General features: G+C 72.5%; 21 protein-coding genes. 12 read left to right on the forward strand and 9 right to left on the reverse strand.

Annotated elements, in window-relative coordinates; genetic code table 11:
• Positions 1 to 61: 61 nt before the first annotated feature.
• Positions 62 to 757 (reverse strand): DinB family protein, encoded by a 696-nt coding sequence (locus tag ACGFZF_RS28440; RefSeq protein WP_393558692.1) that lies wholly within the window; start codon positions 755 to 757, stop codon positions 62 to 64.
• A 74-nt stretch (positions 758 to 831) separates the two neighbouring features.
• Here ACGFZF_RS28440 and ACGFZF_RS28445 point away from each other — a divergent pair, with 74 nt between their 5' ends.
• Positions 832 to 1,569, forward strand: coding sequence for a Clp protease N-terminal domain-containing protein (locus tag ACGFZF_RS28445; protein ID WP_356599411.1), 738 nt, complete (start codon positions 832 to 834; stop codon positions 1,567 to 1,569).
• Positions 1,570 to 1,713: 144 nt separating this feature from the next.
• Here the strand turns inward: ACGFZF_RS28445 and ACGFZF_RS28450 are convergent, their stop codons facing one another.
• Both ACGFZF_RS28450 and ACGFZF_RS28455 read right to left on the reverse strand, forming a co-directional pair.
• Positions 1,714 to 2,289, reverse strand: a complete 576-nt coding sequence (locus ACGFZF_RS28450; protein ID WP_393558695.1) for a hypothetical protein — start codon at positions 2,287 to 2,289, stop codon at positions 1,714 to 1,716.
• Positions 2,290 to 2,453: 164 nt separating this feature from the next.
• Positions 2,454 to 4,076, reverse strand: a complete 1,623-nt coding sequence (locus ACGFZF_RS28455; protein WP_393558697.1) for a glycoside hydrolase family 20 protein — start codon at positions 4,074 to 4,076, stop codon at positions 2,454 to 2,456.
• Positions 4,077 to 4,251: 175 nt separating this feature from the next.
• Between ACGFZF_RS28455 and ACGFZF_RS28460 the strand changes: the two genes are divergently transcribed.
• From ACGFZF_RS28460 to ACGFZF_RS28485, 6 genes are all read left to right on the forward strand, one after another.
• A complete protein-coding gene (locus ACGFZF_RS28460; RefSeq protein ID WP_393558896.1) occupies positions 4,252 to 4,830 on the forward strand; it encodes a 2-oxo-4-hydroxy-4-carboxy-5-ureidoimidazoline decarboxylase in 579 nt (192 codons plus the stop codon).
• A gap of 172 nt (positions 4,831 to 5,002) precedes the next feature.
• Positions 5,003 to 5,383 carry a succinate dehydrogenase, cytochrome b556 subunit gene (gene sdhC / locus ACGFZF_RS28465; protein ID WP_123954581.1) on the forward strand — a complete coding sequence of 127 codons (381 nt, stop codon included), beginning with the start codon at positions 5,003 to 5,005 and terminating at the stop codon, positions 5,381 to 5,383.
• Positions 5,384 to 5,391: 8 nt separating this feature from the next.
• Positions 5,392 to 5,868, forward strand: coding sequence for a succinate dehydrogenase hydrophobic membrane anchor subunit (locus ACGFZF_RS28470; protein WP_393558699.1), 477 nt, complete (start codon positions 5,392 to 5,394; stop codon positions 5,866 to 5,868).
• 24 nt (positions 5,869 to 5,892) lie between these two features.
• A complete protein-coding gene (gene sdhA / locus ACGFZF_RS28475) occupies positions 5,893 to 7,647 on the forward strand; it encodes a succinate dehydrogenase flavoprotein subunit (protein WP_393558701.1) in 1,755 nt (584 codons plus the stop codon).
• The gene (locus ACGFZF_RS28480; RefSeq protein ID WP_147980872.1) at positions 7,647 to 8,405 is read left to right on the forward strand and encodes a succinate dehydrogenase iron-sulfur subunit; all 759 of its coding nucleotides are present in this window, start codon (positions 7,647 to 7,649) and stop codon (positions 8,403 to 8,405) included. Before sdhA ends, ACGFZF_RS28480 begins: the two co-directional genes overlap by 1 nt.
• Before the next feature lie 139 nt (positions 8,406 to 8,544).
• The gene (locus ACGFZF_RS28485; protein ID WP_393558703.1) at positions 8,545 to 9,087 is read left to right on the forward strand and encodes a hypothetical protein; all 543 of its coding nucleotides are present in this window, start codon (positions 8,545 to 8,547) and stop codon (positions 9,085 to 9,087) included.
• 46 nt (positions 9,088 to 9,133) lie between these two features.
• Here the strand turns inward: ACGFZF_RS28485 and ACGFZF_RS28490 are convergent, their stop codons facing one another.
• Positions 9,134 to 9,430, reverse strand: a complete 297-nt coding sequence (locus ACGFZF_RS28490) for a hypothetical protein (protein ID WP_393558705.1) — start codon at positions 9,428 to 9,430, stop codon at positions 9,134 to 9,136.
• A gap of 75 nt (positions 9,431 to 9,505) precedes the next feature.
• Positions 9,506 to 10,045: a MarR family winged helix-turn-helix transcriptional regulator gene (locus ACGFZF_RS28495; protein WP_393558707.1), complete on the reverse strand. Its 540-nt coding sequence runs from the start codon at positions 10,043 to 10,045 to the stop codon at positions 9,506 to 9,508.
• Positions 10,046 to 10,131: 86 nt separating this feature from the next.
• On the opposite strand from ACGFZF_RS28495, the gene ACGFZF_RS28500 reads away from it, so the two are divergent.
• Both ACGFZF_RS28500 and ACGFZF_RS28505 read left to right on the forward strand, forming a co-directional pair.
• Positions 10,132 to 11,373, forward strand: coding sequence for an MFS transporter (locus ACGFZF_RS28500; RefSeq protein ID WP_393558709.1), 1,242 nt, complete (start codon positions 10,132 to 10,134; stop codon positions 11,371 to 11,373).
• Between the two features lie 45 nt (positions 11,374 to 11,418).
• A complete protein-coding gene (locus ACGFZF_RS28505; protein ID WP_393558711.1) occupies positions 11,419 to 13,902 on the forward strand; it encodes a DUF4132 domain-containing protein in 2,484 nt (827 codons plus the stop codon).
• Here the strand turns inward: ACGFZF_RS28505 and ACGFZF_RS28510 are convergent.
• Entirely contained in the window at positions 13,874 to 14,695 is an 822-nt protein-coding gene (locus tag ACGFZF_RS28510) for an alpha/beta fold hydrolase (RefSeq protein ID WP_393558713.1), read from the reverse strand. The genes ACGFZF_RS28505 and ACGFZF_RS28510 overlap by 29 nt on opposite strands.
• Before the next feature lie 135 nt (positions 14,696 to 14,830).
• On the opposite strand from ACGFZF_RS28510, the gene ACGFZF_RS28515 reads away from it, so the two are divergent.
• Genes ACGFZF_RS28515 through ACGFZF_RS28525 form a run of 3 tightly spaced genes read left to right on the forward strand, consistent with a single transcriptional unit; the run spans position 14,831 to position 16,534 of the window.
• Positions 14,831 to 15,268, forward strand: a complete 438-nt coding sequence (locus ACGFZF_RS28515; RefSeq protein WP_147980858.1) for a hypothetical protein — start codon at positions 14,831 to 14,833, stop codon at positions 15,266 to 15,268.
• 7 nt (positions 15,269 to 15,275) lie between these two features.
• Positions 15,276 to 15,707 carry a thiol-disulfide oxidoreductase DCC family protein gene (locus tag ACGFZF_RS28520; RefSeq protein WP_393558715.1) on the forward strand — a complete coding sequence of 144 codons (432 nt, stop codon included), beginning with the start codon at positions 15,276 to 15,278 and terminating at the stop codon, positions 15,705 to 15,707.
• An 11-nt stretch (positions 15,708 to 15,718) separates the two neighbouring features.
• Positions 15,719 to 16,534, forward strand: coding sequence for a TetR/AcrR family transcriptional regulator (locus ACGFZF_RS28525; protein ID WP_393558717.1), 816 nt, complete (start codon positions 15,719 to 15,721; stop codon positions 16,532 to 16,534).
• A 141-nt stretch (positions 16,535 to 16,675) separates the two neighbouring features.
• Here ACGFZF_RS28525 and ACGFZF_RS28530 read toward each other — a convergent pair whose 3' ends face one another.
• The 3 genes from ACGFZF_RS28530 to ACGFZF_RS28540 form a co-directional block, all read right to left on the reverse strand.
• Entirely contained in the window at positions 16,676 to 18,232 is a 1,557-nt protein-coding gene (locus ACGFZF_RS28530) for an ABC transporter substrate-binding protein (protein WP_393558719.1), read from the reverse strand.
• A 193-nt stretch (positions 18,233 to 18,425) separates the two neighbouring features.
• Positions 18,426 to 19,946 (reverse strand): metallophosphoesterase, encoded by a 1,521-nt coding sequence (locus ACGFZF_RS28535; RefSeq protein WP_393558721.1) that lies wholly within the window; start codon positions 19,944 to 19,946, stop codon positions 18,426 to 18,428.
• Between the two features lie 12 nt (positions 19,947 to 19,958).
• The gene (locus ACGFZF_RS28540) at positions 19,959 to 20,204 is read right to left on the reverse strand and encodes an SCO4848 family membrane protein (protein WP_356599440.1); all 246 of its coding nucleotides are present in this window, start codon (positions 20,202 to 20,204) and stop codon (positions 19,959 to 19,961) included.
• Positions 20,205 to 20,306: the final 102 nt, after the last annotated feature.

The following is a 20,306-nucleotide window of genomic DNA, read 5'->3' on the forward strand; positions in this document are numbered from 1 at the left end:
GCCCCGGCGGACGGCGACCGGGGCCTCTCCTGTGGGGGGTGGCGGCCCCGGTCGTCCTCCTTCACGACCCGGGGCGCGTGTCCCTGACCTCGCCGTACCAGCGCCAGGACGTGAGCCGCTCCCGGCCCGGCAGCTCGCCGCGCCCCGTCGCCCACAGCAGGGTGGCCCAACGGTCGGTGTCCGCGGGAGCGTCGGGGAAGAGCCGGGTCAGGACCCGGCCGCACAGCCCGGCGGGCGGCGTCCAGGCGACGTCGAGTCCGGTCGCGATGTCGTGGGTGTGCACGAGGGTCTCCACGATGCCCATGGCGGCGAACCCCTCCGCGTCCGAGATCCCGAACCCGTGGTACGAGCGCCGGTCGGCCGGCGTCGTGCGGACCAGGGCGGTCAGCATCGCCCCGCACGCCTCGAGGACCTGGAGCAGACCCGGGAGCCCGGCGGCGGGGTCGGCGAACGTGACGTTGGCGGGTCCGCCCTCGCGCCGGCGCTCCCAGCGGAAGGGCACCTCCCCGTCGAGCGGCGGACTCTCGGGGCCGAGCTGCGCGGCGTAGGCGAAGAGGTCGTCGGCGAGGTGCTCGACGGTCTCCCAGCAGCTCCAGGTCAGCGGTCCGGCGGGCCGGTCCCAGCCGGCGGTGGTGCCGGCGGCGGCAGCGGCCCGGAGGGTGGTGAGGGAGAGACGGACGGCGTGCTGGAGGTCGTCGGCGGTGATGCCCGGCGCGGTGGCGCCCTCTGCGTACTCGGCGTTCTCGGTCGTCGTCATGACGATCATCATGGCGGGCGATCCACTGTCAACCGAAGGTTGACACCCCTCTACTGTCAACCTAGGGTTGCACCATGACGAAACCAGTCGGCATGAGCCACCCCGTCCGCCTCGACGACCTCATCGAGGCGATCAAGAAGGTCCACACGGACGCGCTGGACCAGCTCTCGGACGCCGTCATCGCGGCGGACCACCTCGGAGACGTGGCCGACCATCTGATCGGCCACTTCGTGGACCAGGCCCGGCGCTCGGGCGCCTCCTGGACCGACATCGGCAGGAGCATGGGCGTCACCCGGCAGGCGGCCCAGAAGCGGTTCGTCCCGAAGGACACGGACGCCGCCAGGATGGACCCCGACGCGGGGTTCAGCCGGTTCACCCCGCGGGCCAGGAACGTCGTCGTGGCCGCGCACAACGAGGCCCGGGCCGCTGGGGGCACCGAGACGCTCACCGGCCACCTCGCCCTCGGTCTGCTCGCCGAACCCCAGGGTCTCGCCGCGCGCTGGATCGACGGCCGCGGCGTCACCCCGGAGCGGCTGCGCGAGGCCGTCGAGGCCACGCTGCCGGCGGCCGCCGAGGAGGTGCCCGAGCTCATCCCGTACGACGCGGGCGCGAAGAAGGTCCTGGAGCTGACGTTCCGCGAGGCACTGCGCCTGGGCCACAACTACGTCGGCACCGAGCACATCCTGCTGGCGCTCCTGGAGTTCGAGGACGGCAAGGGGGTCCTCTCCGGTCTGGGCCTCGACAAGGGTCAGGCGGAGCGGGACGTCGCGGAGACGATCGCCTCGATCGAGGCGCAGGGTCCGGAGGCGTAGGAGCCGGAGGCGCGGGAGTCCGGAGGCGCAGGGTCCGGAGGCCGGCGGCCCTCCGCGGACATCGTCCGCGGAGGGCCGCCGCCTCGGGTGTTCAGGCCGTTCGGGCCGGGCTCCGTGCCGGAGGGCGTGCGCCCGGGAGCTCCGTCAGGAGGTGCGTGCCCGGCGCGAGACCACCGCGCGGAGCACGCGGCCGCCCTCGGTGGAGAGTTCGCGGGCCCGGCGCAGACCGGTCGGGCCGTGGGCGACGGATTCGAGGACGGTGTGCTGGCGGCGCAGTTCGCCGGCGAGCAGCGGGCCCGCCCCGTCCGCGTCGCCGGCCCGGCAGCGGTCGACCAGTTCGGTCGCGCCGCCCGCGCCGTCGTACCGCCCGTGCAGCGCGAGCGCCGCGTGGGAGCAGGAGGAGGCCCATTCGCGCAGCGGCTCGGCCGCCCACTCGGCGGGGGCCTCGGCCAGCATCTCCCGGACCCCCTGGGCCGCCTCGTCGCCCGCGGGGACCTCGTCCAGATCGCCCCGGGCCTTGGCGAGCGACTCGCACCAGGCGCCGCCGTCGCCGCGGGCCACCGCCGCCCAGACGGGCCGCAGCACCTCCGCCCCCTCGGGGGCGAGCAGGGGCAGACACCGGTCCAGGCAGGCGAGACCGGCCGCGGCCAGACTCCGTTCATCGGCCCGGTCGATCAGTTCCAGCACGCTTCGGCTCGTGGCCGAGGTTGCCGACGCCATGGACGCCTCCCGTTGCGGACGCAGTACTGACTCTTACTGCGCCACCTGGCGCGATTACGTCACTGCGAGGCCGGAATCATGCCAGTCGTCCCGGCGTGCTGCATAGGGGTCGGACGCCGCCCGGATCAGGTCGGTCCGGGCGGATCCGGGCGGCTCGGATCGGGTCAGCGCACCTGCGCGGCGAGCGTCCGGAACTGCTCCCAGGTCAGCGTCGGCTTCCGCGCGTCCCAGAGCTTCTGCGCGGTCGCCGTCAGCGGCATCCGGATCCCGGTCGCCACCTGGGCCGGGGTCTGCGCCCCCGCCAGGTCGCACCAGACGGCGAACCGGCCGCCCAGGATCTGCGCGTCGTAGCGCGCGGGCACCGCCGTCGTGCCGCGCAGGACGCGCGGGGTCCACTGCTCGTAGATGCGCCGGCCGGTCGGGTACACGAAGTCGTTCGGCTGGCCGAGGACGTAGTAGAGGTACTCGTCGTTCAGGTTCACGACCTTGCGGCCCTCGCTCAGGTACTCGGCGGGCGGCCGCGCCCCGATCTCCTTGCCGGTCCAGTACTCGACCTCGATGTCCTTGTCGGCGGTGACGATCCCGCCCCGGAAGAAGCCGTCGTTCCATGCCTTCGCGGTCTTGCCCGCGTCGCGGACCACGGCCGCCCGGTCGTCGAGCCAGCCCTCCGCGAGGTCCTGGACCCTGGCCTGCGGGCCGTACTTCTGCCGTGCGGCGGTCGCCAGCTGCGGATAGGAGGTCTCCGGGGAGCGGACCGTCAGCGCCTGGTACTCGTCGGCGCCGACGTGGAACCAGCCGCCGGGGAAGAGGCCGGCGTACTCGCGCAGCAGCTCGTCGACGAGCCGCGCGGAGCCGGGCTTGGAGATGTCGATGGCTCCTTGGCGCGGGACCCCCTGCACGTTGAGGAGCCGCAGGTCCGGGTGGGCGCGCAGGACGGCGCCGAGGTGCCCGGGCGAGTCGATCTCGGGCACGACCGTGATGTGCAGGGTCTTCGCGAGGGCGAGGATCCGGCGCACCTCGGCCTTGCTGAGGTGCTGCGCCGAGACGATCTCGGGGTGGGTGTCGGACTCGATCCGGAAGCCCTGGTCGTCGGAGAAGTGGAGCCCGAACTGGTTGAGCTTGAGGTCGGCCATCTCACGGAGCCGGCCCTCGATCCAGCTCGCGGTGAAGAACTTGCGGGCGATGTCGACGTTCAGCCCCCGCTGCGGCTTGGCGGGCGCGTCGTCGACGACGCCCTCGGGCATCGCGCCGGTGCCGCGCACGGACTGCTTGAGGGTGCGGGTGCCGTAGAACACCCCGGCCTCGTCGGGGCCGGTGATCCGCACCCGGTTGTCCCGGGTGGTCAGCCGGTACGACTCGGCGGCACCCGCGCCGCCGAGGGCGAGCTCGACGTCGCCGGGGCGGGCGGCGACCGCGCCGCGGTAGCGGATCTTCAGCTCGCCGGCGAGCAGGCGGCCCTCGTCGGCGAGGGCCTCGCTGCCCCGGGCGACGACGACGCCGGCGGCGGGCACGGGACGCCAGCCGGGACCGCGGGCCGGCTCGTGGGCGCGGACGGCGGGCACCGTGCGCGGGGCCGTGGACAGGGGATACGTCCGGGTGGGCGTGGGCGTGGGGGTAGGGGTGGGGGTCGGGCTCGGCGGCGCCGACGTGGCCGGAGCCGCGTCGGCCGAGGGTTCGCCGCTCGTACCGGAGCCGGACGGGGAGGAACAGGCGGTCACGACGACCAGGGTCGCCGCCGCCGCCAGCAGGGTCGGGCCCCGGTGGGGCCCACGTATGGAGTACCGCATCACCCGAAATACTCCCTCATACGAACGAACAGGTCCATTCGGTGCACGGTCAACGACGTCCATCAGATGTTCCGAAACTCTCCCTTCCGGGTGAAATTCGCGCATCCTTCGGACACTTCTTTCCTCTCGTCGATAGCGTGGTGACACAACCACCCCACCCTTCACGGAGCCCACGCTGACCCGCGAGACCCCTGTCCCGTCCCGTCCCCCGGGCTCCCCTGCCATACCCGCCCAGAACACGGGCCCCACCCCTCTCACCGCACCGACCGGGCTGGCCCGCTTCAACACGGCGACGCCCGGCGCGGCCGTGGCACTCCTGCTGACCTGCTGCGGCAGCCGTCGCTGGGCCGAACGAGTGGCCGCCCATCGCCCGTACCCGACACTCGACGCGCTACTCGCCGCGGCCGACGAGGCCGGCTACGACCTGTCCGTCGCCGACGTCGACGAGGCCCTGGCGGGCGAGTCCTCGGCGGCTCCCCACCCCGACGCGCCGCAGGCCGCGCACACCGCGCTGCGGGCCGCCCACGCGGCGTACGAGAGCAGGTTCGGGCACGCGTTCGTGATCAGCCTCGACGGCGTGCGGCCGACGGAACGGCTCGACCGGGTCCTGGCCGGCATCCGGTCACGGCTCGGCAACGAACCGGACGAGGAGCGCGCGACGGCCGCCGACGAACTGCGCCGGCTGACCCGCTCCCGGCTCGCCCACCGGGTCGGCGCGCCCCCGACCCCCGTAAAGGCGTCCGGAATGCGGTGATCCGGGCGCACGCGATAGCCCGTCCGTGCCTCTTTGATCACACCTATGGACCCCGCGCGAGCGAACCGACGAGTCGTCGCTACGATGACCAGGGCCGGTGGACCGTACCCGGCCGGGTCAGACCGACACTGAAGCCGGCCGACCCTGATCCCCGCTCCCGGAGGGTTTTTCCGTGCCGGCTGGAACGCTGTACCGCGGCCGGGAAGGAATGTGGTCCTGGGTGGCTCATCGAGTCACCGGCGTCCTCATCTTCTTCTTCCTGTTCGTACACGTGCTGGACACCGCTCTCGTCCGCGTCTCCCCCGAGGCGTACGACGATGTCGTCGCCACGTACAAGACGCCGATCGTCGCACTCCTCGAGTACGGCCTCGTCGCCGCCATCCTCTTCCACGCGCTGAACGGCCTCCGGGTCATCGCCGTGGACTTCTGGTCCAAGGGCCCGCGCTACCAGAAGCAGATGCTCTGGACCGTCGTGGGCATCTGGGTCGTGCTGATGGCGGGCTCGCTGTACCCCGTCCTCGGCCACGCCGCACGTGAACTGTTCGGGAGCTGAGGCCGCACATGTCCGCTGACACCCAGTCCGCGATCGGTCCCGTCGAGGGCGCGCCCCACTACGACGTGGACAACCCGGCCCCGTTCATCGAGGCCCCCCGCAAGCGCACCGGCAGGACGCCGCGGGCGACCCGGGGCAACTTCGAGATGATCGCATGGCTCTTCATGCGCCTCTCGGGCGTCGTCCTGGTCGTCCTGGTCCTCGGCCACCTGCTGATCCAGCTCTTCCTGGACGGCGGCGTCTCCAAGATCGGCTTCGCCTTCGTGGCCGGCCGTTGGGCGTCCCCGTTCTGGCAGGTCTGGGACCTGCTGATGCTCTGGCTGGCCATGCTGCACGGCGCCAACGGCCTCCGCACGGTCGTCAACGACTACGCGGAGCGCGCGAACACGCGCCTGTGGCTCAAGGGCCTGCTGTACACCGCCACGGTGTTCACCATCCTTCTGGGCACGCTGGTGATCTTCACCTTCGACCCGAACATCCGCTAGGCACGGGGCTGAGGTAACCACGTCATGAAGATCCACAAGTACGACACCGTCATCGTCGGCGCCGGTGGCGCGGGCATGCGCGCCGCCATCGAGGCGACGAAGCGCAGCCGCACCGCCGTGCTGACGAAGCTCTACCCCACCCGCTCCCACACGGGCGCCGCGCAGGGCGGCATGGCCGCCGCGCTGGCCAACGTGGAGGAGGACAACTGGGAGTGGCACACCTTCGACACGGTCAAGGGCGGTGACTACCTGGTCGACCAGGACGCCGCCGAGATCCTGGCGAAGGAGGCCATCGACGCCGTCCTCGACCTGGAGAAGATGGGCCTGCCGTTCAACCGGACCCCGGACGGCACCATCGACCAGCGCCGCTTCGGCGGTCACTCCCGCAACCACGGCGAGGCCCCGGTCCGCCGGTCCTGCTACGCCGCGGACCGCACCGGCCACATGATCCTCCAGACGCTGTACCAGAACTGCGTCAAGGAGGGCGTGGAGTTCTTCAACGAGTTCTACGTCCTGGACCAGCTGATCACCGAGGTCGACGGCGTCAAGAAGTCCGCCGGTGTGGTGGCCTACGAGCTGGCCACCGGCGAGATCCACATCTTCCAGGCCAAGGCCGTGATCTACGCGTCCGGCGGCACCGGCAAGTTCTTCAAGGTGACCTCCAACGCGCACACCCTGACCGGTGACGGCCAGGCGGCCTGCTACCGCCGCGGCCTGCCGCTGGAGGACATGGAGTTCTTCCAGTTCCACCCGACGGGCATCTGGCGCATGGGCATCCTGCTGACGGAGGGCGCCCGCGGTGAGGGCGGCATCCTCCGCAACAAGGACGGCGAGCGCTTCATGGAGAAGTACGCGCCGGTCATGAAGGACCTCGCGTCCCGTGACGTCGTCTCGCGCTCCATCTACACGGAGATCCGCGAGGGCCGCGGCTGCGGCCCCGAGGGCGACCACGTCTACCTGGACCTGACGCACCTCCCGCCGGAGCAGCTCGACGCCAAGCTCCCGGACATCACCGAGTTCGCCCGCACGTACCTCGGTATCGAGCCCTACACGGACCCGATCCCGATCCAGCCCACCGCGCACTACGCCATGGGCGGCATCCCGACCAACGTCGAGGGTGAGGTCCTCAGCGACAACACCACCGTCGTGCCGGGTCTGTACGCGGCCGGCGAGGTCGCCTGTGTCTCCGTGCACGGCGCCAACCGCCTGGGCACGAACTCGCTGCTCGACATCAACGTCTTCGGGCGCCGTTCGGGCATCGCCGCCGCCGAGTACTCCGCCAAGGCCGACTTCGTCGAGCTGCCGGAGAACCCGGAGGCCCTCGTCGTCTCCATGATCGAGAAGCTCCGCACCTCCACGGGCAGCGAGCGGGTCGCCGACCTGCGCCGCGAGCTCCAGGAGACGATGGACGCCAACGTGATGGTGTTCCGCACCGAGCAGACGATCAAGACGGCCGTCGAGAAGATCGCCGAGCTCCGCGAGCGCTACGAGAACGTGTCCATCCAGGACAAGGGCAAGCGCTTCAACACGGACCTCCTGGAGGCCATCGAGCTGGGCAACCTGCTCGAACTGGCCGAGGTCATGGCCGTCTCGGCCCTGGCGCGCAAGGAGTCCCGCGGCGGTCACTACCGCGAGGACTACCCGAACCGCGACGACGTCAACTTCATGCGTCACACCATGGCGTACCGCGAGGTCGGCGAGGACGGCTCCGAGACCGTCCGTCTCGACTACAAGCCGGTCGTCCAGACCCGCTACCAGCCGATGGAGCGTAAGTACTGATGGCTACCCCCGTACTGGACAAGGTCGAGGCGGAGTCCGCCGCCTCCCCGTACATCACGGTCACGATGCGCATCCGCCGCTTCAACCCCGAGGTGTCGGACGCGTCGGTCTGGGAGGACTTCCAGATCGAGATCGACCCGAAGGAGCGTGTGCTCGACGCCCTTCACAAGATCAAGTGGGACGTCGACGGCACGCTGACCTTCCGCCGCTCGTGCGCGCACGGCATCTGCGGCTCGGACGCGATGCGGATCAACGGCAAGAACAGGCTCGCCTGCAAGACGCTGATCAAGGACATCAACCCCGAGAAGCCGATCACGGTCGAGGCCATCAAGGGCCTGACGGTGCTCAAGGACCTCGTGGTCGACATGGAGCCCTTCTTCCAGGCGTACCGGGACGTCATGCCGTTCCTGGTCACCAAGGGCAACGAGCCGACGCGCGAGCGCCTGCAGACCGCCGAGGACCGCGAGCGCTTCGACGACACCACCAAGTGCATCCTGTGCGCCGCGTGCACGTCGTCCTGCCCGGTCTTCTGGAACGACGGCCAGTACTTCGGTCCGGCCGCGATCGTCAACGCGCACCGCTTCATCTTCGACTCGCGTGACGAGGCGGGCGAGCAGCGCCTGGAGATCCTGAACGACAAGGACGGCGTGTGGCGCTGCCGCACGACGTTCAACTGCACGGACGCCTGCCCGCGTGGCATCGAGGTCACGAAGGCGATCCAGGAGGTCAAGCGCGCGCTGATCACGCGTCGCTTCTGACCCGCTGACGCGGCCGCGCGCCGCGTCCGCTCGCACGCGGAAGGCCCCGACTCCCCCGAGGAGTCGGGGCCTTCCGCGTGCGCGGTGCTCATGTGCCAGGATCTGAGGCAGCGTTGGCGGCCCAGGAGAGCGGGGATTGATGAGCAAGCCGAACCCTTATGCGGACGGGGAGTACCAGTGGGGTCCCGACGGGCGGTCGGGGACGCCTCCCTACGGCTATCCGCAGGCGGGAACGCCCGGTTACGGGTACCCGCAGCCGGCCTCGGGCGCGGGCTACCAGCCGACCCTGCCGGGTGGTGTCCCCGTGCCGCCGCAGCACGCGCCGATGGGGCAGGGGGGCGGTGCGCAGCTGAGCCTCGGCGACATCACCGTCGTCGGGGACCAGATCATCACTCCGGCCGGGTCGATGCCGCTCAAGGGCGCGGTGTGGAACGCGATGGACATGTCGCGGACCGAGGAGAAGATCCCGACGGTCGCGATCGTGCTGGCCATCATCTTCGCGCTGCTGTGCCTGGTGGGTCTGCTCTTCCTCCTGATGAAGGAGAAGAAGACGACCGGCTTCATCCAGGTCACGGTGACCAGCGGCGGCCGGCACCACGCCACGATGATCCCGGCGACCGGACCGGACACCATCCACTGGGTGATGGGCCAGCTCAACTTCGCCCGCTCGCTGAGCGTCTGACGGTCCGCCCGTCGCCGGCGGCGGCAGGCCGTACGGGTCGCCTTCCTCAGCCCCCGGCCAGGGGGACGAGCCTGAGGAAGGTGACCTCCGTGTCCCGGTCCAGCTCCACCGTCTCGTCCAGCTCCTCGATCTGACGGTCCCCCACCAGCACCAGGAAGCCGTTGCGCCCGAAGGCCGCGACGGCTCGCGCGTACGCACTCTCCGCCTCGCCCGGCGCGACCTCGCACGCGACCCGACGGCGGATCAGTTCGCGCAGGGTGAGCCGCTCTTCGGCGGCGTCGAGGCCGCCGGCCTCGCGCCGCTCCCCCGAGGTCGCCTCGTCGACGAAGGTCACCTTTCCCATGCCCGCAGGGTAGGGGCCGCCACCGACATCCGCCGGGGGCCGGCGGCGTACCTCCGGGCCGGCGGCGTCCGGGGGTCAGCCGTGCCAGGGCTTCGGGCCGCCCGGCTCCTCCGCGACGAGCATGATCCTGCGGAGCATGTCGTTGAGCCGGGCCCGCTCGCCCTCGTCGAGGACGCCGAGCAGCCGGTACTCCTCGTGACCCAGGACGTCCATCGCCCCCCGCCACGTCTGGCGGCCGGTGTCCGTGAGCTCGACGACCACCCGGCGCCGGTCGGTCGTGGACTGCGTGCGGCGCACCAGACCGCGCCGTTCCAGCGCGTCGAGGCGGCCGGTGACCGAGGCGGGCGCCAGGTCGAGGTCCTGGGCGAGTTCCGAGGGGGCGGCGCTGCCGCCGCGCCCGGCGAGCTTGTGGAGCGTGTCGAACTCATGGCGCTCCAGGTCGAAGTCGACGAGGGACTGCTCGCGCACGCGGCGCAGATGGACCGAGAGCTTCTTCATGCGCGTGACCGCACCCTCGACGACCGGGTCGAGGTCCGGCAGGACGGGCTGCCAGCGGTCCACGTGCTCGTCGGTCCAGTCCCGCTGCGTCGGCCCGGTGGGCTCGGTCGGCTCCATGGGTCGATCGTACGTCCCCGTCCTTGAACTTTCGGTTCCGAATATTTCGTTGACGAATTATTCGGAACCGAAATACTCTCCCCTTCATGTCTGCCGCCCCGTCCGACACCGCTCCCGCGTCCCCGCCCGTTCCCGTCCCGCACCCCCTGCGCACCCGCCCCTTCCGGCTGCTGTTCACCGGCCGCACACTCTCCCTGCTCGGCGACTCCGTCATCCCGGCGGCGCTCGCCATCGCCGTCTGGGAGGCGACCGGTTCGGCCTCCGCGCTCGCCCTCGTGCTGGCCTGCGCGATGGTCCCCAAGCTGCTCCTGCTGCCCTTGGGCGGCGTCGTGGGGGACCGCTTCGACGCCCGGACGATCGCCCTCACCACGGACCTCGTCCGCTGCGCCACCCAACTCCTCGTCGGCATCCAGCTCCTCGGCGGCGAACCCACCCTGTGGCTCATCGCCGCCGCCGAGGTCGTCGGCGGCGCGGCCGGCGCCTTCGCCATGCCGACCGGCGCGCCCCTGGTGACGGGCACCGTCGCGCCCGGGGCCCTCCAGCGGGCCAACGCCGCGATGGGCATCACCCGCAGCGCCACCCGCCTCGGCGGCCCCGCCCTCGCCGGCACGCTGATCCTGACCGTCGGACCCGGCTGGGCCTTCGTCCTGGACGCGGCCACCTTCGCCGCGAGCGCCGCCCTGCTGTCGGCCGTACGCGTCCGGCGCGTCCCGATCCCCCGCCGCTCGCTGCGCGCCGACCTCAAGGAGGGATGGCGGGAGGTCCGCACCCGCGACTGGTACTGGACCAGCCTCGTCGGGCACAGCGCCTGGAACGGCGCCGCGGCCGTCCTGATGACCCTCGGCCCGGCCCTCGCCCTCTCCCAGCCCGGCGGCCGGGGCACCTGGGTGGCCTTCCTCCAGGTCGGCGCGATCGGGCTGCTGGCCGGCTCGCTGCTGGCCCACCGCGCCCGCCCCCGCCGGCCCGTCCTCACCGCCAACCTCGGCCTCGCCGTCTACGCGCTGCCGCTGGTGCTGCTCGCCGTCTCCGCGCCCGCCCCGCTGACGATCGCCTCCTACGGGGTCGCCCAGGCCGGCCTCGGCTTCCTCTCCCCCGTCTGGGAGACCGCCGTCCAACAGGCCGTGCCCGCCCACGCCCTGGCCCGGGTGACGTCCTACGACTGGCTCCTCTCGCTCGCCGCCATGCCGCTCGGCTACGTCCTGGCACCGGTCGCCGCCTCCGTCTGGGGGCCGGAGGTCCCGCTCGTCGTCGCCGCGGTGGCCGTGAGCGGCTGCTGCCTGGGCACGGCGCTCGTCCCCGGCGTCCGGCGGTTCGGCACCGAACGCTGAACCCTCGCGCGGACGTTGTCGGCGCCGTCGCCTACCTTCGTACCCATGGTGGGGACGACGGGCCTGGCGAACAGGCTGGACGAGGCCGTGCGCGACGGGCGGGCCGGGGAGCTGGTGGACTCCCTGGACGCGGCGGGACGGCGGGAGTGCGCGCTGCTGCTGCAGGCGAGGATCTGCCGGCGGGGCGACCGGGGCGCCGCGGCGGTCCTGACGGAACTGGCCGGGCAGCGGCTGGGCTGGTCCACGGCCGAGTCGGATGTGCTGCTGGCCCGGCTGGTGGGCCCGGACGCCGCCGTCGCCCCGCACGAGCTGCGCGAGGGCTTCCTCGCCCTGGTGCCGATCGCCCTGTCGGCGGCGGAGGAGTCCGAGGAACCCGACCGGGCACGGCTGCGCGCGCTGCACCGGTGCGCGACGGACCTCGTCACGTACGAGGGCGACTCCCACCGGCCGGTCCGCGACCGGCTGGCCGCCCTGCTGGCCCGCGAGGTGCCGCCCGTCGACGGCCGGCTGCCGCGCCATCTGCTGGACTCCCTCGACGCGTTCGGCCCGGCGATGCGGTCCGCCCACGCGGACCTGCTCGACGGCGAAGGTGTGGCCGCCTTCCTCGGGCACTGCGTGCTCATGGACCGGCCCCGGGCCACCCGGGCCTGGCGGAGGACCGCCGCCGTCCTCCTGGCGCGGACCGAGTCCGGCCAGGAGCTGGTGCGGCGGCTGCTGGAGGGGATCGCCGTCCAGCCCGAGCACCGGGTGTCCGACCTGAACCCCTGGGGGATGAGCCTCACGGGCATCGCGGGCGACACCAACACCTGCCTGGTCCGCGGACTGCTGTGGGCGGCCCTGGACGCGGACGCCGACCGGGCCGTCCCGCTGGCCGGCGCGATCGCGCTGCACGCGGGGACGGGCATCGGCGGCTCCGGAGGCATGTGCCGCAACCAGCCGCTGGCCACCACGGCCGTCGCCGTCCTCGGCACCTGCGAGGGGCGGGCCGGCGAGCAGGCCGTCCAGTGGCTCGGCCGGCTGCCGAATCAGGTCCGCAACCGGACGGTGCTCAAGGGGATCGCCACGGCCCTGGAGACCGTCGCGGCGCGCTCCGGCCTCACCCCGTCGATGCTGCGGGAGCGGGGCGTGCCGACGCACGGCCTGGACGGGCGCGGGATGCGCGAGGAGCAGCTCGGCGCCTACACCGCGGTGCTGTCGGTACGGGAGCCGGGCACGGCCGTGCTGTCGTTCCTGGGCCCCGGCGGCCGGGTCCTGAAGTCCCCGCCCAGGACGGTCCGGGACGAGCACGGCGAGCGGCTGGCGCCGCTCCGGGCGGCCCTGAAGGGGCTGCGGGCCGAGCTGACCGCCGAGCGCACCCGGCTGGAGGAGCACCTGGCGGCCGGCACCACGTGGTCCGCGGAGGACTGGGAACGGTACTGCGTCGACCACCCGGTCACCGGCGCCGTCGCCCGCGCCCTGCTCTGGGAGGTCGCCGGGGACGGCGAGCCCTGGAGCGCGGGGCTCGTGGAACGCACCGGCGGCGGCTGGGCGCTGGCCGGGGCGGGCGGCACGGCCACCCCGGTGGGGCCCGGCTCGCGGCTGCGGCTGTGGCATCCGGTCCGGGCCTCGGGCGAGGACGTGTCCGAGTGGCGGGACGAACTGACCGGGCGCGAACTGCGTCAGCCGTTCAAGCAGGTGTTCCGGGAGGTCTATCCGCTCACCCCGGCCGAGGTGGCGACGGGCGCCTACTCCAACCGGTTCGCCGGGCACGTCCTGCGCTACGGCCAGGCGCGGGCGCTGATGACGGAGCGGGGCTGGCGGGGGAACCACCTGGGGTACTTCGGGGAGGGGTACTCCTCCGAGATGGTCCGGGAACTGCCCCGGCCCGGCGGGCTCCCGGCGGGCGAAGGCGCCCACTGGCGGGCCCGGTTCTTCGTCGAGCTGGTCGACGAGGGCGCGCGGGGCGACGGCGTCGCCCGGCTGTGCTCCACCGACCAGGTCCGCTTCGAGCGCCGTGCCGCGGCGGGCCGGGGCGCCTGGGAGCGGGCCGCGCTGCCCGACGTGCCCCGGCTCGTGCTGTCGGAGGCGCTGCGGGACGTCGACCTGTTCACCGCGGTGGCGTCGATCGGCGCCGATCCGCAGTGGCGGGACCGCGGAGAGGAGCGGGCGTACGACGGGTACTGGGAGAGCTGGTCGTTCGGCGAGCTCACGGAGTCGGCACGGATCCGGCGGGAGACCCTGGCGCGGCTGCTGCCCCGCACCCGGATCGCGGACCGGGTGGAGCTGACCGACCGCTTCCTGCGGGTGCGGGGCGAACTGCGCGCGTACCGGATCCATCTGGGCTCGGGCAACGTCCTGATGGAGCCGGAGGACGCCTATCTGTGCATCGTGGCCGACCGGGGCGCGGCGGGCGGCCACGACAAGGTCTTCCTGCCGTTCGAGGAGGACGGCGGACTGCTGTCGGTGATCCTGTCGAAGGCGTTCCTGCTCGCCGCGGACACGGGGATCACCGACCGGACGATCACCGACCAGATACGCCGGGGGCTGTGACCTCCTCCGTCACGTAGGGCGGCCGCGTCCCCGCCGGAGCGGCCAGGAAGGAGGCGAGCAGCGCGGCCGTCTCCTCCGGGCGCTCCAGGGCCGGGAGATGGCCGGCCCAGTCCAGCTCGACGTGCCGGGCGCGCGGCAGCAGGCCGGCGAGCCGGACGGCGATCTGCCGGAAGTCGGCCACGTCGTGGGCGCCGGAGACGACCAGGCACGGCACGTCGACGCGGGCCAGGGCGGCGGCGTCGGCCTCCGGGCCGTCCGGGAAGTACGCGTCGGGCGCGGCGAGCTGGAGGTCGAAGGCACGCCGCTGCATCTCCCGCACCCGCTCGCGGGTCTCGGTCCCGGCCTCGGGGCCCAGCCAGGTGTCGACGTTGAGCGCGACGGCGCCGTCGATGTCGCCGTTCTCCAGGAGCGCGTCCTCCCGTCCGCCCCAGGCACGCAGGTCCGCGCTCGGCTCGTGCCCGGGCATGCCGGCGCACAGGAGCGCGAGCGCGGAGACGCGCCGGGGGTGGCGGGCGGCGAGGTCCAGGGCGACCCGGCCTCCGAAGGACGAGCCGACGAACGCCGCGCGCTCGATGCCGAGCGCGTCGAGGAGTGCCAGGACGTCCTCGCCGTGGTGGTGGGGCGCGTCGACCGGGGACGCGCCGAACCCGCGGAGGTCGCAGCGCACCACCCGGTGGCCGGCTTCCGCCAGGTGCGCGAACTGCCCGTCCCACATGCGCCGGTCGCAGACACCGGAGTGGAGCAGGACGACTGCGGAGGGACCGTCGCCGGCCACGTCGTGAAGGAGCGTCATCCGGCCGACTGTAGGCGGCGGGCCCGGCGGTCGCCCGGGGTTTTCCGGACCTCCGACGCAGGACTTGAACATGTTCAGTCGAAGCCCTACAGTCATGACCGTCAGCTTTTGAACATGTTCAAGGGAGGGTGGGGCATGGACCTCACTGTCGTCGCCTACATCGTCTACCTGCTGATCAGCGTGGCCCTGACCGTCTGGGTCGCCCGCACGCTCAGCCGCAACGGAAAGATCTTCCTGGCAGACGTCCTGCACGGGAACGAGAAGCTCGCCGACGCCGTCAACCACCTCCTGGTGGTCGGCTTCTACCTGGTCAACTTCGGTTTCGTGGCCCTCTACCTGAGCCAGGACGACGCCGTCCTCGACGCCCGGGCCCTCTTCGAGGCCCTGTCGGTCAAGCTCGGAGTGGTCCTCCTGGTCCTCGGCGTGATGCACCTCGGCAACGTCTACGTCCTCAACAAGATCCGCCGCCGGGGCGTCATGGAGCGCGAGCAGATCCCGCCGGTGCCGCCGCAGGGCTGGACCGCGCCGGCCAAGGGTCCCTGGGCCCCGCCCGCACCGGGCGCCGGGGCGTGAGCCGGCCGTGACGACGACGGCCGTGCAGCCGACCACCCCCGTACACCGCCTCACGGTGCTGTACGACGCCCAGTGCTCGCTCTGCGTCCACCTGCGGCACTGGCTGATGCGCCAGCGGCAGCTCGTCCCGCTCGACCTGGTGCCGGCCTCCTCCCAGGAGGCCCGGCGCCGCTTCCCGGACCTCGACCACGCCTCCACCCTGCGGGAGATCACCGTGGTCGGGGACCGGGGACAGGTCTACCGCGGCGCCTCCGCCTGGATCGTCTGCCTCTGGGCCCTGGCCGAACACCGACCCCGCGCCCACTGGCTGGCCACCCCGGCCGGGCAGCCCTTCGCCCGCGCCACGGTCCTCGCCGCCGCCCGCTGGCGCGAGGCGGTCCGGGCCCACGGACCGGCCTGCGAGGACGGACGGTGCGAGACACCGGGCACACCCGGCTAGGCTCGGGCACTGTGAAGGACGTGAAGGAAGAGCAGCCCGCCGAGCCCGCCGCGAACGGTCCGGCCAAGGCCCCGGCCAAGCAGCCCAAGAGCGAGCAGACCCGCACCCTCATCCTCGAGACCGCCCTCCGGCTCTTCAAGGACCGCGGCTACGACAAGACGACGATGCGGGCGATCGCCCAGGAGGCCGGGGTCTCGGTCGGGAACGCGTACTACTACTTCTCGTCCAAGGAACACCTCGTCCAGGGCTTCTACGACCGGATCGCCGAGGAGCACCAGGCGGCCGTCGCGGACATCCTCGACAGCGACGAGAAGGACCTCACGGCCCGTATCCGCGGGGTCCTCCTCGGCTGGCTCGACATCGCCGAGCCGTACCACGAGTTCGCGTCCCAGTTCTTCAAGAACGCCGCCGACCCGGACAGCCCGCTCAGCCCCTTCTCCCCCGAGTCCGAGGGCCCGCGCGAGGCCGCCATCGAGGTCCACCGCCGCGTGATCTCCGGCGCCTCGGTGAAGATCGATCCCGAACTCGCGGAGCCGCTGCCGCAGTTGCTCTGGCTCCAGCAGATGGGGCTGGTGCTGTTCTGGGTGTACGACCGCTCCGAGGGCTGCGCCAACAGCCGGCGGCTGGTGGACCGGCTGGCCCCGGTCACCGCGCGGGCGATCCAGCTCTCCCGCTTCCGGCTGCTGCGGCCGCTGGTACGGGAGACCCACGACCTGCTCGCCGACTTCATGCCGACGGCGGCGGGAATGGCGGCCTCGGGCATGCCCAAGCCCACGTCGGAGAAGGCGCCCAGGAGGTCGAAGAAGGCGCGGCAGCCGGAGGAGTAGACCCGCGGGGCGTCCCCGGCGGGCATCGGGACGGCACGCCCCCGCGAACGGCGAGGGGCCCGGTCCGTGCGATGCACGGGCCGGGCCCCTCGGAGCGTCCGGAGCGCCTTCCCCGGCGCGGTGGCCGGGAAGGCGGGCGGCTCAGATCCAGCCGAGCTCCCACAGGCGCCAGATGCCGGTGCCGTCGGTGAGGTACTGCGAACCGGCCACGTCGTCCGTCGCCAGCACGTAGTCCTTCTTCTGCCACAGCGGCACCAGCGGGACGTCCGTGGCGACCTCCGACTGGATGGCCTCGAAGTCACTCGCGGCGGCGGCACGGTCGCTGTACTGCTGCGTGGCGAAGATCAGCGAGTCGATCTTCCGGCTCGCGAACCCGTTGTGCATGGCGTTGTCCGTGCCGACGAGCGGAGCGGTGAAGCTGTCGGAGTCGGGGAAGTCGGGAAGCCAGCCGACCGGGTACGCGTCGTAGTCGCCCTTCGCGTACGCCTTCTGGAAGTCCTTCCACTCCGCCGCCACGAGCTTGACCTTGAAGAGCCCGGTCTTCTCCAGCTGCCGCTTCAGCTCGGCCGCCTCGGCGCCGTAGGTGGCGTCCTTGCGGTAGCCCAGCGTGAAGGACACCGGCGTCTCGACGTCGGCCTTCGCGAGCAGGCTCACGGCCTTCGCCCGGGACGGCTCGGGGTAGATGTCGTAGAACGACGTGCTGTGCCCGTTGAAGCCCTGCGGAATGAGCGAGTACAGCGGCTCGACCGTGCCGTGGTAGGCACCGGTGACGATCGCCGGGCGGTCGATGACGGCGGCGACGGCCTGCCGGACCGCCTTCTTCGCCATCGGAGAGCCGGACTTCACGTTGAAGTAGAGGTTGCGGATCTCGGCGGTCTGCGCCTCGGTGATCCGTGCCGTCTCCTTGCCGCTGCCCAGCTGGGACAGGAACTCCGGCGGCATCTGCCGGTGCGTGACGTCGACCTGCTTGGTGTTCCACGCGGCGGCGAGCTGCTCGGACTCGGTGAAGTACTTGACGACGACCGCGGAGCCCTTCCTGGCGATCGCGCCGCGGTAGTTCGGGTTGGGCTCCAGCCGGGCGCTCTCGCCGGGCTTGAACTCCTTGAGCACGTACGGCCCCGAGCCGTCGACCGTGTTGCCCTGGCGCAGCTTCTTCGCCGGGTACTGGTTGCGGTCGACGATCGAGCCGGCGCCCGTGGCGAGCTTCAGCGGGAAGGTCGCGTCCCGGCCGCCGAGGTTGAACGTGACGGTCTGGCCGTCGGCCACGACGTTCTTCAGGGTCGGGAAGAGCGGGGCCGGACCGACGTCCGCCTTGATGGCGAGCATCCGCTCGAAGGAGTACTTGACGTCCTCGGCCGTGACCTTGCGCCCGTTGGAGAACGTGAGGTCGTCCCGCAGCTTGCACTGGTACGTGGTCAGCTTCGCGCCCACGAACTTGCAGTTGTCGGCGGCGTCCGGGACCGGCGTGGTGAAGCCCGGCTTGAAGGTCAGCAGCGACTGGTAGACGTTGCTGTACATCGCCCATGAGCCGGCGTCGTACGCGCCGGCCGGGTCGAGGGAGGTCACTTCGTCGGTCGTGCCGACGCTGATCGGGTCGGTCCGGACGTCGTCGGACGGCAGCAGCTGCCATCCTCCCACCCCGGCGGCCACGAGAACTCCACAAGTGATGAGGATCCGCAGACGGACCTTCGACCGCATTGCCGTGCTTCCTTTTTTAGAGCCCACCCCTGCCGCGGCGGCACCCTGGCCATGCCGCGATGGCGTCACCCAATCACACGCAATTCACAAGTGGAAGAGTAAACCTTCACACCGCAGGTATATGTCCGGGATATGGGACTTCAGGGGACTGAGCAGCATGTATCGGCCTCTGTGCTTTGAGTGACACCTTCCGCTACGTCTGCGTGGATGCGAGCTGGACGAGGGTGATGTCGGAGGGCGCCCCCACGCGGACCGGGGGTCCCCAGGCGCCGGCGCCCCGGGAGACGTAGAGCTGGGTGTCCCCGTACCGCTCCAGACCGGCCACGGTCGGATTGGCCAGCTCGGCGAGGTAGTTCCCGGGCCAGAGCTGCCCGCCGTGCGTGTGGCCGGAGAGCTGGAGGTCGACGCCGTGGCGGACGGCGTCGTGGATCACGATCGGCTGGTGCGCGAGCAGGACCGCCGCCCGCGCGCGGTCCCGGTCGCCGAGGGCGCGCCCGAAGTCGGGCCCCTGGCCCTCGCTCTCGCCGGCGACGTCGTCGACACCGGCGAGGTCGAAGCCGGCCGCGATCTCGACGCGCTCGTTGCGCAGGGGGTGCAGCCCGAGTTCCCGCACGTGGTCGACCCAGGCGTCCGCACCGGAGAAGTACTCGTGGTTGCCGGTGACGAAGAAGGAGCCGTGGCGGGCGGTGAGCCGGGCGAGCGGCTCGGCGGCCGGCCCGAGGTTCTCCACGGTGCCGTCGACGAGGTCGCCGACGATGGCGACGAGGTCGGGCTGGGCGGCGTGGATGGAGTCGACGATGCGCTGGGTGTGGGCGCGCCCGAGGATCGGCCCGAGGTGGATGTCGGAGACGACGGCGATCCGGTAGCCGTGGGCGGCGCGCGGCAGCTTGGCCAGCGGCACGACCACCCGCTTCACCCGCGGCCCGCGGAGCACGCCGTACGTCCCGAGGCCCACGGTCCCGACGGCGGCCGCGGCCGCCGCGCCGCCGACGACCCGCGACACGAAGAGCCGCCGCGACACGGCCGTGGCGCCGGCCGGGGGCTCCGCGGCGCCGCCGGCCGGGACGTCGGGCGTGCCGGGGCCGCCGGGCGCGTCGGCGGCAGCGGGGGAACGGCCGTCCGGGTCGGCCCCGGCAGGCGCGGACGACGGGCCGCCGGACGCGTCACGGGCGGAGGCTTCGCCGCCCGCCGACGGGGCGTCGGGGCGGTCCGTGAGGAGGTTGCCGTCGGCGGCCACGGCACCCGTGCCCGGCACGGCACCGCGCCGGCCGGCGGGAGCCGGGGAGACGGGCTTCCCGCCGCTCCCGGAGGGCGCGGCCGGGCCGGCCCCGGTCGCGCCGGGCGCCTCGGCCGCGGGGCCCGCCGAGGCCGTGCGCACGGCCTCGGCGGACGCCGCGCGACGGTCCAGCACGCGGCGCAGCAGCGGGCGGACGGCCTCACCGACCACGAGGGCCAGCGTCAGGTACAGCAGCAGGGCCAGCCACAGGAAGCCGGGCCAGGCCACCGCCTGCTGGAGCACGAAGGGAGCCCCGGCCCGCGCGGAGACCAGGGCGGCGAGCGAGAGCAGCGGCAGCACGAAGGCCGCGACCGTACCCAGGCGGCGCGCCACGCTCCCGCGCATCGTCACATCGCGCACCAGGCGCCGCCATACGTACCAGTGGACGCCGCCCAGCAGGGCGAGCACCGCGATGAGCACCAGCAGGAAGACCAGCACGCGCCGTGACTCCTATCCGTGTGCGCGACGCAATGCGCGCACCCCACGCAACCCGATCACGCCGACCACCGTCCCCAGGACAAAGGACGTGATGGCGAGCAGCAGATGAACCCAGAAGTAGGCCGTCGGGTCGCCCGCGTCGTCGAAGGCGAGACCGCTCCCGTCGTTCCAGAGGTTCTTAGCGAAAGTGATCCAGATGAACCAAGACCACACCCCGAACGCGAGCAGGAACCAGGAGACCGGCCGGCTGAGCTTCATGTCCCCAGTATCACCAGGCGCCCCGCAGACCCCGCGTCCGGGTGGACGACCCCGGACGAACAGCCTGGCGGGGTTCGGTTCGCTGATCGGTACCTGTACGTT

Origin of the sequence: Streptomyces sp. NPDC048338 (assembly GCF_043201055.1) — a bacterium.
Lineage (GTDB): Bacteria > Actinomycetota > Actinomycetes > Streptomycetales > Streptomycetaceae > Streptomyces.

Coding starts and splice junctions, on each gene's coding strand:
- ACGFZF_RS28540 (WP_356599440.1), bottom strand. CDS start 20,204: ATGAAGCTCAGCCGGCCGGTCTCCTGGTTCCTGCTCGCGTTCGGGGTG.
- ACGFZF_RS28510 (WP_393558713.1), bottom strand. CDS start 14,695: ATGACGCTCCTTCACGACGTGGCCGGCGACGGTCCCTCCGCAGTCGTC.
- ACGFZF_RS28530 (WP_393558719.1), bottom strand. CDS start 18,232: ATGCGGTCGAAGGTCCGTCTGCGGATCCTCATCACTTGTGGAGTTCTC.
- ACGFZF_RS28485 (WP_393558703.1), top strand. CDS start 8,545: ATGAGCAAGCCGAACCCTTATGCGGACGGGGAGTACCAGTGGGGTCCC.
- ACGFZF_RS28500 (WP_393558709.1), top strand. CDS start 10,132: ATGTCTGCCGCCCCGTCCGACACCGCTCCCGCGTCCCCGCCCGTTCCC.
- ACGFZF_RS28505 (WP_393558711.1), top strand. CDS start 11,419: ATGGTGGGGACGACGGGCCTGGCGAACAGGCTGGACGAGGCCGTGCGC.
- ACGFZF_RS28495 (WP_393558707.1), bottom strand. CDS start 10,045: ATGGAGCCGACCGAGCCCACCGGGCCGACGCAGCGGGACTGGACCGAC.
- ACGFZF_RS28455 (WP_393558697.1), bottom strand. CDS start 4,076: ATGCGGTACTCCATACGTGGGCCCCACCGGGGCCCGACCCTGCTGGCG.
- ACGFZF_RS28440 (WP_393558692.1), bottom strand. CDS start 757: ATGACGACGACCGAGAACGCCGAGTACGCAGAGGGCGCCACCGCGCCG.
- ACGFZF_RS28490 (WP_393558705.1), bottom strand. CDS start 9,430: ATGGGAAAGGTGACCTTCGTCGACGAGGCGACCTCGGGGGAGCGGCGC.
- ACGFZF_RS28515 (WP_147980858.1), top strand. CDS start 14,831: ATGGACCTCACTGTCGTCGCCTACATCGTCTACCTGCTGATCAGCGTG.
- ACGFZF_RS28480 (WP_147980872.1), top strand. CDS start 7,647: ATGGCTACCCCCGTACTGGACAAGGTCGAGGCGGAGTCCGCCGCCTCC.
- ACGFZF_RS28470 (WP_393558699.1), top strand. CDS start 5,392: ATGTCCGCTGACACCCAGTCCGCGATCGGTCCCGTCGAGGGCGCGCCC.
- ACGFZF_RS28445 (WP_356599411.1), top strand. CDS start 832: ATGACGAAACCAGTCGGCATGAGCCACCCCGTCCGCCTCGACGACCTC.
- sdhA (WP_393558701.1), top strand. CDS start 5,893: ATGAAGATCCACAAGTACGACACCGTCATCGTCGGCGCCGGTGGCGCG.
- ACGFZF_RS28450 (WP_393558695.1), bottom strand. CDS start 2,289: ATGGCGTCGGCAACCTCGGCCACGAGCCGAAGCGTGCTGGAACTGATC.